Annotated in this window: 14 protein-coding genes and 1 other RNA gene; 10 read left to right on the top strand and 5 right to left on the bottom strand. The window is 58.7% G+C overall.

Going from position 1 to position 13,846, the window contains the following annotated elements:
- Positions 1 to 60 precede the first annotated feature (60 nt).
- Positions 61 to 639, top strand: a complete 579-nt coding sequence (gene def / locus ACQQZ8_RS07425; protein ID WP_431712024.1) for a peptide deformylase — start codon at positions 61 to 63, stop codon at positions 637 to 639.
- An 80-nt stretch (positions 640 to 719) separates the two neighbouring features.
- Here the strand turns inward: def and pstS are convergent, their stop codons facing one another.
- Positions 720 to 1,874, bottom strand: a complete 1,155-nt coding sequence (pstS, locus tag ACQQZ8_RS07420; RefSeq protein ID WP_431712023.1) for a phosphate ABC transporter substrate-binding protein PstS — start codon at positions 1,872 to 1,874, stop codon at positions 720 to 722.
- 284 nt (positions 1,875 to 2,158) lie between these two features.
- On the opposite strand from pstS, the gene ACQQZ8_RS07415 reads away from it, so the two are divergent.
- Both ACQQZ8_RS07415 and ACQQZ8_RS07410 read left to right on the top strand, forming a co-directional pair.
- Positions 2,159 to 2,776, top strand: a complete 618-nt coding sequence (locus tag ACQQZ8_RS07415; protein WP_431712021.1) for a hypothetical protein — start codon at positions 2,159 to 2,161, stop codon at positions 2,774 to 2,776.
- 63 nt (positions 2,777 to 2,839) lie between these two features.
- Positions 2,840 to 3,262 (top strand): hypothetical protein, encoded by a 423-nt coding sequence (locus ACQQZ8_RS07410; RefSeq protein WP_431712020.1) that lies wholly within the window; start codon positions 2,840 to 2,842, stop codon positions 3,260 to 3,262.
- Here the strand turns inward: ACQQZ8_RS07410 and ACQQZ8_RS07405 are convergent.
- From ACQQZ8_RS07405 to rnpB, 3 genes are all read right to left on the bottom strand, one after another.
- On the bottom strand, positions 3,259 to 3,621 hold the full coding sequence (locus tag ACQQZ8_RS07405; RefSeq protein WP_431712019.1) for a hypothetical protein: 363 nt from the start codon (positions 3,619 to 3,621) through the stop codon (positions 3,259 to 3,261). The two genes, ACQQZ8_RS07410 and ACQQZ8_RS07405, sit on opposite strands and share 4 nt — an antisense overlap.
- A 275-nt stretch (positions 3,622 to 3,896) precedes the next feature.
- A complete protein-coding gene (locus ACQQZ8_RS07400; protein ID WP_431712018.1) occupies positions 3,897 to 5,354 on the bottom strand; it encodes a glyceraldehyde-3-phosphate dehydrogenase in 1,458 nt (485 codons plus the stop codon).
- Between the two features lie 237 nt (positions 5,355 to 5,591).
- Positions 5,592 to 5,955: RNase P RNA component class A (gene rnpB, locus ACQQZ8_RS07395), an RNA gene on the bottom strand.
- A gap of 27 nt (positions 5,956 to 5,982) precedes the next feature.
- Between rnpB and ACQQZ8_RS07390 the strand changes: the two genes are divergently transcribed.
- The 6 genes from ACQQZ8_RS07390 to ACQQZ8_RS07365 all read left to right on the top strand — a co-directional run bounded on the left by ACQQZ8_RS07390 (position 5,983) and on the right by ACQQZ8_RS07365 (position 12,100).
- Positions 5,983 to 6,840: a YaaA family protein gene (locus ACQQZ8_RS07390; protein WP_431712017.1), complete on the top strand. Its 858-nt coding sequence runs from the start codon at positions 5,983 to 5,985 to the stop codon at positions 6,838 to 6,840.
- 241 nt (positions 6,841 to 7,081) lie between these two features.
- The gene (locus ACQQZ8_RS07385) at positions 7,082 to 7,540 is read left to right on the top strand and encodes a hypothetical protein (protein ID WP_431712016.1); all 459 of its coding nucleotides are present in this window, start codon (positions 7,082 to 7,084) and stop codon (positions 7,538 to 7,540) included.
- 199 nt (positions 7,541 to 7,739) lie between these two features.
- Complete coding sequence (locus ACQQZ8_RS07380; RefSeq protein ID WP_431712015.1) at positions 7,740 to 10,100, top strand: fibronectin type III domain-containing protein; 2,361 nt, start codon at positions 7,740 to 7,742, stop codon at positions 10,098 to 10,100.
- 39 nt (positions 10,101 to 10,139) lie between these two features.
- Positions 10,140 to 10,766 (top strand): hypothetical protein, encoded by a 627-nt coding sequence (locus ACQQZ8_RS07375; protein WP_431712014.1) that lies wholly within the window; start codon positions 10,140 to 10,142, stop codon positions 10,764 to 10,766.
- A gap of 69 nt (positions 10,767 to 10,835) precedes the next feature.
- Entirely contained in the window at positions 10,836 to 11,885 is a 1,050-nt protein-coding gene (locus ACQQZ8_RS07370) for a WxL protein peptidoglycan domain-containing protein (protein ID WP_431712013.1), read from the top strand.
- Positions 11,882 to 12,100: a hypothetical protein gene (locus ACQQZ8_RS07365; protein WP_431712012.1), complete on the top strand. Its 219-nt coding sequence runs from the start codon at positions 11,882 to 11,884 to the stop codon at positions 12,098 to 12,100. The genes ACQQZ8_RS07370 and ACQQZ8_RS07365 overlap by 4 nt, the downstream gene beginning before the upstream one ends.
- 123 nt (positions 12,101 to 12,223) lie before the next feature.
- Here ACQQZ8_RS07365 and ACQQZ8_RS07360 read toward each other — a convergent pair whose 3' ends face one another.
- Positions 12,224 to 13,183, bottom strand: coding sequence for a Nif3-like dinuclear metal center hexameric protein (locus ACQQZ8_RS07360; RefSeq protein ID WP_431712011.1), 960 nt, complete (start codon positions 13,181 to 13,183; stop codon positions 12,224 to 12,226).
- A gap of 111 nt (positions 13,184 to 13,294) precedes the next feature.
- Between ACQQZ8_RS07360 and msrA the strand changes: the two genes are divergently transcribed.
- Positions 13,295 to 13,843, top strand: a complete 549-nt coding sequence (gene msrA, locus ACQQZ8_RS07355; RefSeq protein WP_431712156.1) for a peptide-methionine (S)-S-oxide reductase MsrA — start codon at positions 13,295 to 13,297, stop codon at positions 13,841 to 13,843.
- The last annotated feature ends 3 nt before the right edge of the window (positions 13,844 to 13,846 follow it).

Genomic DNA, 13,846 nt, shown 5'->3' with positions numbered 1-13,846 from the left:
ACATCAGGCGTGAAATTATGGTTGAGTCAACGGCTGGGCTCTTGGAAAGGATCCGAACCAGTGCCAATCCGGCAGATCACCGTCTATGGTGAACCAGTACTCCACAAACGCGCCGCTGAGGTCACCGAATTCAATGAGGAATTACGTGCCCTTGTCGCCGATATGCATCAGACCATGGACGCGGCACATGGGGTGGGTCTTGCCGCACCACAGATTGGTGTGGGACTACGGATCTTCACCTACATTTACGCCGAACAGGATACCGCTCCGGAACGCGGGGTTTTGATCAACCCAAAGCTCACCCTCTCCAAGATCTCCCAGGCGACCCCGGATGTCGATGAGGAGTCAGAGGGTTGCCTCTCGGTCCCCGGGCTTTCATTCCCCTTGAAGCGTGCGGACTACGCCAAGGTGGAGGGGGTTGACGAATTCGGTAAGCCCGTCAGCTTCGAAGCGCATGGGTGGTTTGCCCGCATCATGCAACACGAATTCGACCACCTTGATGGCTTCCTCTATGTAGATAAGCTCGTTCCCCGTTGGGATAAGCGCTGGCTCAAAGCCAAGAAATCGCTGGGGTGGGGCGTTCCGGGCAATACCTGGCTACCAGGAACGGATGAGGATCCCTTCGGCCACGGCGAGTAATAACAACTCAGGCGGTATTCGAAAGTAGCTTTCGAATACCGCCTGAGTTTTTTGTTGGATCAGAAGTCTGTGTGAAACCCTTAGCCTCGTACGGTGATGGAATCCACCGCTTCAGCCGCATCCCGAGCGAGAGTTGCGGGCATCGGGGCGCTCTTGGCCGAATCAGCCGCTGCCTGCTGACCGGCGTCGCTCACCACATAGTGGGCGAACTCCTTGAGCAGTTCCAGACGCTGAGAGTCTTCGTAACTACTGCACAAGATGAAGTAGGAGACCATTACCAGCGGGTAGGCGCCCGGAGTCTCGGTGGTGCGATTCAGGTGCAAGGACACATCGTGAGGGCCGCGGCCTTCGACGCGATCGGCATCTTGCACGGCCAGGGCCGCAGCTTCGCCGCTCACTCCCACGAAACCTTCGCCAACCTTCAACGCTGCCTTACCTAGCGAGGAATCAACCAGCGAATCATCGGCGTAGGTGATTGCGCCGGCGGTACGTACCACGGTAGTCACCACACCGGAGTTACCCTGAGCCTGTTCCACCCGGGTGCCGCCTGGCCATGATCCGCTCGGCTCGTGCCCCCAGTGTTCTTCGGCTGCGGCATGCAGGTACTCGGTGAAGTTTTCGGTGGTCCCGGAGTCATCCGAACGCACCACCACGGTCATTGGTACATCTGGAAGTTCCACCCCGGGGTTCAGCTCGGCGATGGCTGGGTCCTGCCAGCTGGTGATCTCTCCACTGAAAATTTTGGCCACGGCATCGGCATCGAAGTTCAGGCTACTGACACCTGGCAGGTTAAACGCCACGGTAATCGGCGAAATGTAGGCAGGGATATTGATCGCACCGTCGGCACCACAGCGGGCGATGGAGTCAGCAACTTCCTCATCCTTCAGATAAGCATCCGACCCAGCGAATTCGGTGCCGCCGGCCAATAGTCCGGCACGGCCTGCACCCGAACCAACAGAGGCGTATTGCACCTGCACGCGTGGGTGCACACTGGAGAAGCTGGTAGTCCAGGCGTTCATTGCCGCGTTCTGCGCCGTAGAACCCCCACCGGTGATGGTGCCATTGAGGCTGGAGGTGTTGTTCTCGGCGGCTTCCCGCTGTGCATCACCCAATGGGTAGTCATTACCGCAACCGGCAAGCAACCCGGTGCTCAGCAGTAGCGCCGGTACCGCCAGGGCCCAACGGGTACGGCTAGGCCAACGTGACGGACGGGACTGTGCGGCGGCACCTGCCATGGAATAACTCCTGCAATAAACAACTCGGTAGACGGCCAAAGACCTAGATCAATGGTAGGCAGATTAACGCAAAGTTACTAATGGCTGAACAGTGAGATTTTCGTCGCTGTGATTTAGACCCGGATGTCACTGTCTCCAGCATGATTCAGCCTCGTGAATAGACTAAAATTTGGCAGCAACCGCGCCGCCTTTCACACGACGCACAGATCGGGTTAATCATCGGAGAATCGACTTACCGTCAGGCCATTTCCCGCTTTACTTCGCATGAGAGTCCGCTCAGTGACATGGTGGCACTGCTTGCCGAGCTCGATCCGCTACCGCTGGCGCAATTCCTCAACCTAGGCAGAACGGACATTGTCATCAGACGAGAGTTCGTCCTCACCAAGCCAGCAGCCGGTCGATTGGATATGGTGGTGACGCCAAGGGATACGCATGAGGTCTTGGCCGTGCTCGAAGCTAAGGTCTCGGACACTGATCGGTCGGGCCAACTGGAAAAGTATGAGCGGTGGGTCGCGGCACAAGAGGAAAAGTCCGGTACCACCATTGGTCGTTACCTCGTGGATCTCAATCGCCGGAGGAATCTCAACGTTGCAAATTGGCAGGTGCTCAACCAAGCCGATCTGGTGGGCCTGTGGCGCTCAAGCCAGAATCCGCACTGCGCCTGGCTCAGCGGGCTGCTCTTCGATTCCCTGACCGAAGTAGATACCGAGGCCGAGTCATTGATCGGAGAATCTCGTGCTTGGGCAGCACACGATGTGATCACCCGCCGCCTCGCCGATGATCTAGATGATGACCTCTCCGCCACAGCGCCCGAAGATCGGCGCGTTTTTGCCGGGCGTGATAACGGTGGATCACCCATGCTCACAGTTCGGCTGAGGCATCCGAAGCTGTCCGAGGTCTAGCTACTGATTGATCTGCGCTCACCGGGCCGCCGCAACTACGGCCGGCCCTGGACCTTGCGGCTCATGATTCGCACGTTCCCCGACGAGTACGAGAATCTGGCTCAAGCGCAACGTCATTGCTTCAGCGCTGCGATGAACTCCCTCGAACTGCTCGGCAACACGGCGCTGCAGCAATTTCTTCAGCACTCACCCAATGCATCTCACCAAACCGTGCTTCAGAAAACCACCGAGGGTTTCAAGAAGCCCGGTTGGGGGCCCGCTGAGATCCGTACGGTGTTGTTGGGCTCTGCAGATGCGCGAGCCACCGTTACCGATCCCATTCCCGCGCAGGCGAACGCCTATCTCTATCAGGATGGCCAACTTAGGTTTGGTGCGAAGTACGATCTACAGCTGACCCAATTGACCCGACACGATCTCAAGGATTTAGTGCGCGGAATTCTCGGGCAGCTATATCAAGAAAGTGCGCGCGCAACGGCGGGAAACTAGCCCGCCAAACCTTGGACGAGAAACACTTCGCCGCTTGGTACACAGCGGCGAAGTGTTTCATATTGCTCTTCACTCAGTTCGTAGCCACCGCCTGCAAAACTCGCCCGCTCACCGACCATGATGCGGGTTGAAGAGATCTCGATCCCCGGACGTCCTCGCTCGATGGGATCTGCTTCATCCGGAAAGACCAGCAACGTCGACTCATCTTGCCCGGTCAGTAGCTGCAGACACCCATCGGCACCGATGATCAGCTCACCTTCCAGTCGAGCATCCATACTCGACTCCCCCAGCGAATAGTTACCCCGTACCGCCGCAGGATCCCCGGAAGTCACTTCCAGAGCTAAGGGTTCGGCTGCCACCGGCGAACTCGGGGAACTTTTGCCGTGATCCTCCCCGTTCGAGCAACCGCTTAAGACTAAGCCAACTGCAGAAAGTACACTCAGGGCCGCCAGAACCCGGCCTTTATGGAGGGAGATTCGCATGCCTCTGATCCTAGCAAGTGGCCAACCCCGCCGGCGAGAGGCGGTAGTTGGCGCAGCGCTGACTTCTGCCGGCGACCCAAGGGTTAAAGGCAGAACGCCGCCCAGATAAGCAAAGTTATCTGGGCGGCGTTTATCCTGCACGGACTAAACCCTTAGGCGGTGACGGTTTCAGCCTCAAGAGCTGGAACGGCGACCGGGTGGGTACCTGCGATGGTTTCGATCACGCGAACCACCTGGCAGGAGTAACCGAACTCGTTGTCGTACCACACGTACACCACGGCGTTCTTGCCGGAGACAATGGTAGCCAGACCATCAACGATGCCGGCACGGCGGGATCCAACGAAGTCGGTGGAGACAACCTCTGGCGAATCGATGTAATCGATCTGCTTATGCAGTTCGCTGGTCAACGAAGTTTCGCGCAGGTAAGCGTTCAGCTCATCCTTGTCGGTTTCGTTTTCCAGGTTCAGGTTCAGGATCGCCATGGAAACGTTCGGGGTCGGTACGCGGATGGCGTTACCGGTCAGCTTGCCAGCGAACTCCGGCAGAGCCTTCGCCACAGCCTTGGCGGCACCGGTTTCGGTGATCACCATGTTCAGTGCTGCCGAACGTCCACGACGCTCACCCTTGTGGAAGTTGTCGATCAAGTTCTGGTCGTTGGTGAACGAGTGAACGGTTTCCACGTGACCGTGGCTGACACCGAACTTGTCGTTCAAGGCCTTGAGCACCGGGGTGATGGCGTTGGTGGTGCAGGATGCGGCGGAGACAATGCTGTCTTCGGCGGTAATCCACGAATCGTTAATGCCGTGAACGATGTTCTTCACATCGCCCTTACCTGGTGCAGTCAGCAGTACCCGGGCCACGCCCTTGGACTTCAGGTGCTGTCCCAGGCCTTCTTCATCGCGCCAGCGGCCGGTGTTGTCCACCACGATGGCGTTGTTGATGCCGTAGGAGGTGTAGTCAACGCTGGCCGGGTCGTTCGAGTAGATGACCTGAATCAGGGTGCCGTTGGCCAAGATGGTGTTGTTCTCTTCGTCGATGGTGATCGACCCGTCGAACTTGCCGTGGACCGAGTCGCGGCGCAGCAGGCTGGCGCGCTTCTCTAGGTCATTGTCGCTGCCCTTACGCACCACGATGGCGCGCAGACGCAATCCGTAGCCGCCGCGTTCGATCAGAATGCGAGCCAGCAGGCGACCGATACGACCGAAACCGTAGAGCACAACGTCCTGTGGTTCCGCGTCGGCCTGCCCGGCCTTGCCAACCTTCTCCCCCAGTTCTTCGGTCAAGAAAGCCTTCAGATCGGTGGCACCAGAGGCGACGAACTTCTTGTTCAGTCGTCCCAGATCTACCGACACGGCGCCGACGTTCAGTTCGGCGATGGCTTCCAGGATTGGCATGGTGGCGGTCAGCGCCAGCTCTTCACCATCGATGCGACGCACCACACGGTGAGCCTTGATGATGTCGATAGCCGACTGGTTGATCAACTTGCGGCCGTAGATGGAGGTCACCACATTGTTCTTGCGGTAAAGACGTCCGATCAATGGAATCATGGCCTCGGCGAGCTCTTCGCGCCCGCTCCATTCTTCCTGGGCAACGACAGACTGCTGGGTCACAGAAAATCCCTTCCAATTCAGCCGACTTTCGGATCCTTAAAGTCGGTTGGCACCGTGAGAAGCACCATTGCATTACGGTGGCACGGGGTGTCAGGATCATTCCCCGTTGAATACATATCCATCATAAACGTTCGGGGAACCTGTACAGAATGTGACCCTGTGAGTCCTATCACCCAGAGACTTACCTTGCGAGCTGCTCATTCATGCTTTGATGGCCGAAAACACGACGGAAGTGGGCGAATGGGATGACCGATACGCCGGGTTCTGTGCCGTCAATTCAGACGGTGACGATCATCTATCTACGACTGGCGTTGCCGACAGCCTCTAGCGGTCCACCCGACTGCATGGGGCGAACAACCCTCATTGCGCAGTCTGTCTGACCTTGCTCCGGGTGGGGTTTACCAAGCCACCTCAATCACTTGAGATGCTGGTGGTCTCTTACACCACCGTTTCACCCTTACCCGAGTTGCCTCGGGCGGTCTATTTTCTGTGGCACTAGCCTGCGGGTTTCCCCGAGTGGGCGTTACCCACCACCCTGTTCTGCGGAGCCCGGACGTTCCTCGGGCCACCCACGGTGACACGCGATCGTCTGGTCATCCCATTCAGCATCTAAGTCTAGACCCGTTGGATGCTGAATCTGACATTGCCGCAAGGTGAGCTTAGGCATTTTGCTCCGGACGCTTCGGCTAAGCTCGAAGTCGTGTTTATTTTGCTTCCACCCTCCGAAGGTAAGACCGCCCACGCTACTGGAGACCCGTTTGAACTGGCCGAACTCAGTTTCCCCGAGCTCAGTGGTGCGCGTAGTGAGGTGCTCGATGCGCTGGCCGAGGTCTCGGCGCGGCCCGATGCCATGGAAGTACTCGGAGTGGGCGCCTCCCTCGCGAACGAGGTCGCTCGAAATATTGCACTGCATACCGAACCAGCCGCGCGGGCACACGACATTTATTCCGGCGTGCTCTTTGAAGCTTTGGGCTACCAGAACCTCGATGCGGCCTCCCAAGCGCGAGCCGATGACGCCATATTGGTGGTCTCCGCACTGTGGGGTGCTGTCAGTTTCGCCGATCGGATTCCGCCCTACCGGCTGTCTATGAACGCCAAACTCGCCGAGCTGGGCAAGCTTGCCAGTTGGTGGAAGAAGCGTCTGACCCCGGTGCTTGATGAACTCATCGGTGACCAGCTGGTGGTTGATGCTCGCTCTAGCACCTACGCTGCAGCCTATAAGCCCAGCAACGGTAATGCCGTGGCGGTCAATGTATACCAGTTACGCGGCGGGGTGCCCAAGGTGGTCTCACACTTCGCGAAGCACACCCGCGGTGAAGTGGCCCGCTTCCTTGTCCAGCAGGACCAAGCGCCCACCAGCATTGAACAGCTGCTGAAACTTACCGAGAGTCGCTGGGACGCACATTTGACCGAGGACAAGAAGGGTGTGGCGCTGAATATTGCGCTTGCCGAAGACCACCAGTTCACCACCGCAAAAGTCGGCTAATCACAACTAACATCTGAGGTTCTGGCAACGATCAAGCATCATGACTTAGCGAGCAACTGGCGTGCTCGCGTGATCGTCGGGCCACACGTTGCACCTGCGAGGGCTATATGTCTTCCGGTATGGTGCGAGAGCCCGTTGCAGCCTAGATCGGCGAACCGGTCAGCTGTCCCGCGTCGGCAACTGCGAGAATGAACACAACAACATCTCGCCCCCGGCTCTTCCCCAGTGATCAAGGACGTTCATGGCGCAACACCATCCGCACCCATCTTTACCGGAATCTTTAGATCAGTGGCCAGGTATGCAGGGCCGCACGCTGGTCGGTGAGTGGTTCTCTATCGACCCGAAACGACAACAGGACTTTTATACCGGCACCTATTTGGACCAAACCTACGGGCCAAGTATCGGTGAGATGTATCCCGAAGGAATAGTCGAAGGATTCCACCAATTAGGTCTTCTCGACTACTTGGTGGCCGAACTTGTCGGGCGCTGGCACGGCTATAACTACGGCTTAGACCAAGTGCGTTTTCTGCGCACGCTGACCATCGATGAGCGGATCCGTATCCGGCTGCTGGTTAGTGAGGTTCAGCCCCGCGGGGAAGGTTACCGGGTGACGTACGAGGTGACCATGGAGGTCGAGCACGCACAGAAGCCGTGCCTGGTTGCCCAGTGGATCGTTTTGCTCCTCCCTCTGGGCAACTAAGCCGTCACGAGCACTCTGCGCGGCACGGCGTGGGTCAGTGCTAGCCAAAAATTAAGTTGAAGTTCATCAACCTTCAATTAGTAAATCCCCTGTTCACTAGCTGTTGACCGTTCGGCTAGCTGCGTGGAATTAGATGAGAGCCGCACCCTAATAAATTCTGTCAGGGGCATCATCTATCCAACTCACGCTGAAGGTTCAGATGCATCAGAAACCACGAGCCAGCACTTGGCTCACACGTACGGGAGTCGGCGCCTTGGCGCTGGCACTGTTGGGCACGACAGTTATTACCGGTCAAGCAGCTACGGCTGCGCCTACCGACGAGCTTGCAGAACTTACCGTGATCACCACGGCGGACACCGAGTGGAAATTCCTTGATGACGGCACTGACCCGGCCGCAGGACTCGGGTCAATGAACGCTTGGACCGAAACTGATTTCGATGACAGCGCGTGGAAGAGCGCTAAGGGCAGCTTCGGCGCTAAACGCGGAGTGCTGGAACCAGTGGGTCCGCACACCCCGAGAACCTTGCTGAATCAGTACCTTGCGGATCAGCCAAGCACCACGATCCCCACCTACTTCTTCCGCACCAGCTTCGATCTTGAAGCCGGTCAAGCGGATCAGTTTGTGGAGATCAGCGGCGATGTCACCTTCGACGATGCCCTCGTCGTCTGGGTCAACGGCACCAAGGTCGCCGGATTCTTGGATGATCGCCTCACCGGGCAAAGCAATCAGGAGTACGCCGGTTCCTCCAATGGAGATCCGATCTCCAGCTCCTTCCGCGTCCCAGCCGAGGTGCTGGTTGACGGGGAAAACACGGTGGCGCTGAGCCTTCACCAGGACCGCGCTAGCAGTTCAGATATCTACCTGGACATGCCGCAGTTGAGCTTGCACACTACCGAGCATCGTGAGCCACCATCGCGCGTCATCCTCACCCCCACCCAAACCCCGGAGACTTCGCAGTACATCTCCTGGCTCGGCGGTCTGGCTGATGAGGAAACTGGGGTGGTTGAAATCCGCGAAACCGCTGGCAGCGAAGTGCGCAGCATCGATGCAGCTTTCGTGGACCGGGTGAACAACAACCCACTGCCACACTTCTCTGTGGAGGTCACCGGGCTGAAACCGGCCACCAGCTACACCTACCGGGTGGGCAACGCAGATTCCTATAGCCAGTGGTTCACGTTCACCACCGCCGACCCGAATGCCGAAAACTTCCAGTACATCTACTTCGGTGACGCGCAGATCGGGCTGGACACCACCTGGCCACAGGTCGTTGAGCAGGCCATGGCCGCCGCACCAAATATCGTGGGTTCGGTCCATGCCGGTGACTTGATCGACACTGCCAGCAACGAAACCCAGTGGGTGAACTGGTTCAAGGGGATGGAGCAGTCCGCTGCAACCACCAATGTGATGGCCGCTCCGGGTAACCACGAATACTCTGGCGATGCCAAGCTCCGCGCCTGGAAGGCCAACTTCGAGTACCCGCGCAATAACCCCAGCGTGGAGACCGTTGGGGAACTGGCACAGCTGACCGTGGGCGATACCCCACAGGCTGCGCAGTACCGCGCATTGTTCGAGCACTGGACTGAATTTGCGCAGGAAACCGTGTACTACGCCGATTACCAAGGTGTGCGTTTCATTTCGATCAACGCAACGCGCAGCAGTGGGTTCTTGACCCCGGAAAACCTGCCCGCGTGTGAAGGCAGCGACTGTCCGGCCAACGATCTGGGCTCCTTGTGGATCGAGTTTCAGGCCGCCTGGTTGGATCACATCCTGGAAGGAACCAGCTCCAAGTGGAACGTTGTCACCTTCCACCAGCCGGTGTACTCCGCATCCTCGGGTCGTAACGAACCCATCCTGCGCGAACACTGGGTTCCGGTGTTCCAGAAGCACAATATCGATCTGGTGCAGATGGGTCACGACCACGTCTACGCCCGCGGATACAACAACGAGAACGTGACCGAGCATGAGGGTGTGACCGATGGTCCGGTCTACATCGTGTCTAACTCCGGAGCGAAGCACTACCAGCTGGCTCCCGCCGAGGACAATGTGTGGACGCAGAACAATGCCACTCAGGTGTTGCGTGGCCGTGGCTTCACCACCTACCAGATCGTGGACGTGACCGCCGATGCGCTGACTTACAAGTCATATATCGCGGAGAAGACCAGCAGCGCCAGCACGGAGTTGAATGTTGGGGACCTGTGGGATGAATTCACCATCACCAAGGATGCTGCCGGTACCAAGTGGGTCACCGAGGCCGGAGTCGCGGTTCCTGAAGAGACCGAGCCGGCCTTGAACGTTGCGGTCGATACCTCGGTTCGCTGCGTAGCCGGTAAGGCCACCTTGATGGTTGCCGCCACCAACGCCGAAAGCGGACCGATCTCGCTGAACATTGTCAACGACTTTGGTTCCAAGCAGTTCGCGAAGGTCGAGGCCGGTAAGAAGGGCACCGCTGCTTTCTCCACCCGGCAGAGCGAGCTGAGCGAAGGCACCGTGAGCGTCGAGGCCTACGACGGGGAAACCCGCAGCACCCAACAGGTTGAATTCGCGGCCGCGAGCTGCTAATTCCACATACATTTTCAGTAGAAAGTTTTTTCACCGATCATGACTAAGAATAAAGTTATTCCCCGTGCCCTCGCACTTGCCGCAGGCTGCACCCTTCTAGCCGGTGTCGGCACCGCGGCAATCGCCGATACGTCAGCCAAAGACAGTCAGGAAATTGAGGTCAACGTCGATATCGCTAAGCTCGAGGGACCGGGCGCGTTGGCGATGACCGTCGCCGGAGCAAGCTCCATGACGTTGACCGAAAGTGGCTCCGATGACTTGGTGCGCCAATTCACCGGAACTCTGCCGGCCGTGAGCGTCACCGATACCCGTGCGGCCGAGGATGTCGCCGAAGGCGCCTACTGGTATGTCCTGGGCACCGCCAGCGCATTCACCAGCGACACCGGCGCTAGCATCGGTGCCGAGCACCTGGGCTGGAACCCGCGGCTCATCGATGGTGGCGAATCCGGCGGGGTCGCCGAAGGTGAGACGGTAGATACCGTGTTGGATGCGGGCCCAGACAACGTTGGGCTGGTCGACCAGGAGCTGTTGGCCATGGCCTGGGATTCCAACGAGGTGTTGGAGGAAGGCTCCTGGACGGCGAGCGCCGACCTGTTCCTGCGCACTCCCAGCACTGTGGAGCCGGGCAGTTATCGCTCGAAGCTGACACTGTCACTGTTCGAGTAATCAGTTCGCAAGACCGTGATTCGGGCGGCGACTTGCCGCCCGAATCACCCCCCCCAGCATTGGATGAACATGCCGCACACACCCCGTAGTTTCACCCGCCTCGCCGCAGCAACGCTGCTGGCCGTCGGTCTCGGGCTGGCCAGCAGCCTTCCTGCCACCGCCAGCGCCATCCCCTCCACCGACCAGGCACCCATCACTTGGTCGATGACCCCCTTGCCGGACGAAAGCCAGAGCCCACAGCCGTGGGTTGAGTTGTCCTTGGAACCGGGACAAACCGTGCAACGCCAGCTCGTGGTCAAAAACCACAGCACCCAAGCGGCCACTTTTGGGCTTCAGGCAGCCGACGGTTACTTCACCAATACCGGACGGTTCAATATGCTCGCCTCGGATGAACCATCTACTGCCGCGGGCACCTGGATCACCATTCAAGACGAGGTGACGGTGGGTCCCAAATCCAGTGAAACCGTCAGTTTTAAGGTCACGGTACCGGATAACGCCACGCCGGGAGATCATGCTGCCGGGGTTGCGTCGGCAATCACCAGTGTGGGCCAGTCGCCCGATGGTGCAAGTGTCGGACTTGAATCCCGGATCGGGTTTCGTGTTATGACGCGCGTGGAAGGCGAGTTGCACCCGGCCCTGGCGCTGGAAGACATCGACGCCAGCTACACGCAGTTGTGGAATCCGTTCAGCCCCGGTGAAATCTCCGTGGATTTCGCACTGAGTAACACGGGCAATGTGCAATTGGATCCGGGCAGCCAGCTGAGTAGCTTCATGAATTCGCAGGCCCCCACGACAGACAACGGTTCCCTGTTACCCGGAGATCAATCGCGCATCTCGCTCACCCTGGATTCGAGCTGGCCAATTTTCCTCACCCCGGCAACTTTGAAGATCACCGGGACAGATCAGGCACGGAGCGAACAGGTGGTGCTCACCGAACGGATCTGGGTGTGGACCCTCCCCCTGCCGCAGCTGTTGGTGTTAGTCGGCGTGACGTTGTGCGTGGTGGGATTGCGGCGGCGCAAAGCAACGCAGCAGCAACGCTTCGAACAACTCTTGGAACAGGCCAAACGCGAGGCAGCAGCCGAAGTGCGGCTAGCTACTCAGGAGAGTGATGTATGAGCCAGCCTGAAACAGCGGGTGATTCCATTGACCTGCATGTGGAGATCAGCGAAATTCCCACATCAGGTATCCCCTCACCTGCCCCCGAAGTGCTTCCGCCGCACCTGGCGGATACTGGTAGTGAACCATTGGTTCTACTGCTCGCGGTAGGCCTGTTTGCGCTGGGCGCGCTGGTGGCCGGACTGACGCGCAGGCATGGCACAGCTCGGCGATAAGCACGTATTCGGTGGGCTGTTTTAGACTCAAACCCGGCCACTGACCGGTGCGTTCTTCGAACCGATCAGTGGCCGGGTTTTCGCTTGCTGCTGAGCCTAGCAACTCCGGATCCGACAAGGGTTTTAAGGGGTCAGGATAAAGTCCCAAGGGTCGGTGTTTATGAGGGAGACTTCAACCTCCAACTCGAATCCAAGATCCACCAAGACGTTCTGCAGGGCGCGTGCCGCGGCCGAAAGCCATACCCACTCCGAGGCAAAGTGTGAGACGTCAATCAGGTACGGGTGGGAGTTACCGGCGGCCTCGCGGGCCTCACTGGCCGGGTGATGACGCAAATCGGCGGTGACATACACGTCCGCGTCATGTGAGCGGACCGCATCAAACAATGAGTCACCGGCGCCACCGCACAAAGCGATTTTGCGCACGATCGCATTGCGTTCCCCGGCGACGCGTACCCCACCGGCTACCGCCGGGAGCACCGAGTAAACACGTTCGGCAAAGTCTTGCAGTTTCATCGGGTTTTCGAGGTAGCCCACCCGGCCCAGGCCTTCTTCGGGCAACCCGTCCTTAGTTCCCACCAGCGGCACGCAATCGCTAAGCCCGAAAGCATCGGCGAGCGCATCATTCACGCCACCGATGGCGCTGTCGGCGTTGGTGTGGGCGGTGAGTAGTGCGCAACCCGACTCGATCAAACGGTGAATGGCTTCACCTTTAAAGTTGGTTCCCGCCACCTGATTGACCGGCTTCAGTAGCAGCGGGTGGTGGGTGATCAGCAGATCCGCTCCGCGTTCGATGGCATCTTCAATCACGCTGAGGGTCGGATCTACCGCGAAGAGCACCTTGTTGACCGGGTTGGTGGTGCGTCCGGCGACCAGACCGACCGCGTCCCAATCTTCGGCCAGCGACTGGGGCCAGAGTTCCTCGGCCGCTTCAAGAACATCGCCCAAGGTTGGGCTTTTGGCCGCGGCGGATTGCTCCGGCGCCGTGGACTCCACATCCTGCGGCTGAGCCTCAGAAGCCTGGGGCTGCTTTGCTGTTGCCTCCGCTGGCTTTTTGCCCTCGGGGTCATTCACCTTGCTGTGCATACCTCTAGCCTACGCGGGGGCGGGCGGCCGGGAACAGAATGCAACGCCGGGACGTTGTGGATGGTTGTGAGCACCTCAAATACCGTCCCAGCATTGTCATTCGAACCAACTATCACCCATGAAGGACGCCAACTACGTACGTTTATTCTGGCCGGAGGCTGTTTTTGGTGTCTGGATGCGATCTATCAGCGTACTCGTGGCGTCCATGCGGTGATTTCCGGTTACCTCGGCGGGCACACCAGCGCACCGAACTATGAGCAGGTCTGTTCCGGGATGAGCGGTCACGCCGAGGCCGTGGCGGTCATCTTCGATGAGGCTGTGGTGCCGGCCGAGATTATCTTGGACATGTTCTTCACCCTGCACGACCCCACCACCTTGAATCGGCAGGGACACGATGTGGGTACCCAATACCGCAGCGCCATGTTCCCGTTGGATGAGACCCAACGCCAGGAATTTCAGCAGGCCATCGACAAGTTCGCCAAGCTCTACCCGGACCCGATCGTGACCACCTTCGAGGAGCCGGGCGACTTCTGGTTAGCTGAGGATGTGCATCAGGACTACTACAGCAATTACGCGGCCACCGGGTATTGCCGGGTCATCATCGACCCGAAGCTGGCAAAGGTAAAGAAATATTACGGCTCGTGGCTTAAAAGCTCATAGCCA

The sequence above is a fragment of the Glutamicibacter uratoxydans genome, from assembly GCF_050753455.1.
Taxonomy (GTDB): Bacteria; Actinomycetota; Actinomycetes; order Actinomycetales; family Micrococcaceae; genus Glutamicibacter; species Glutamicibacter uratoxydans_A.
Note: the sequence above shows the minus strand (reverse complement) of the source record. Positions and strands in the feature narration are given on the sequence as shown.

Excerpts from the sequence above, each read along its gene's own strand:
- ACQQZ8_RS07390 (WP_431712017.1), top strand. The coding sequence starts at position 5,983 with ATGCTGAATCTGACATTGCCGCAAGGTGAGCTTAGGCATTTTGCTCCG.
- ACQQZ8_RS07365 (WP_431712012.1), top strand. The coding sequence starts at position 11,882 with ATGAGCCAGCCTGAAACAGCGGGTGATTCCATTGACCTGCATGTGGAG.
- ACQQZ8_RS07410 (WP_431712020.1), top strand. The coding sequence starts at position 2,840 with ATGATTCGCACGTTCCCCGACGAGTACGAGAATCTGGCTCAAGCGCAA.
- ACQQZ8_RS07360 (WP_431712011.1), bottom strand. The coding sequence starts at position 13,183 with ATGCACAGCAAGGTGAATGACCCCGAGGGCAAAAAGCCAGCGGAGGCA.
- ACQQZ8_RS07385 (WP_431712016.1), top strand. The coding sequence starts at position 7,082 with ATGGCGCAACACCATCCGCACCCATCTTTACCGGAATCTTTAGATCAG.
- ACQQZ8_RS07380 (WP_431712015.1), top strand. The coding sequence starts at position 7,740 with ATGCATCAGAAACCACGAGCCAGCACTTGGCTCACACGTACGGGAGTC.
- pstS (WP_431712023.1), bottom strand. The coding sequence starts at position 1,874 with ATGGCAGGTGCCGCCGCACAGTCCCGTCCGTCACGTTGGCCTAGCCGT.
- ACQQZ8_RS07370 (WP_431712013.1), top strand. The coding sequence starts at position 10,836 with ATGCCGCACACACCCCGTAGTTTCACCCGCCTCGCCGCAGCAACGCTG.
- ACQQZ8_RS07375 (WP_431712014.1), top strand. The coding sequence starts at position 10,140 with ATGACTAAGAATAAAGTTATTCCCCGTGCCCTCGCACTTGCCGCAGGC.
- ACQQZ8_RS07415 (WP_431712021.1), top strand. The coding sequence starts at position 2,159 with ATGGTGGCACTGCTTGCCGAGCTCGATCCGCTACCGCTGGCGCAATTC.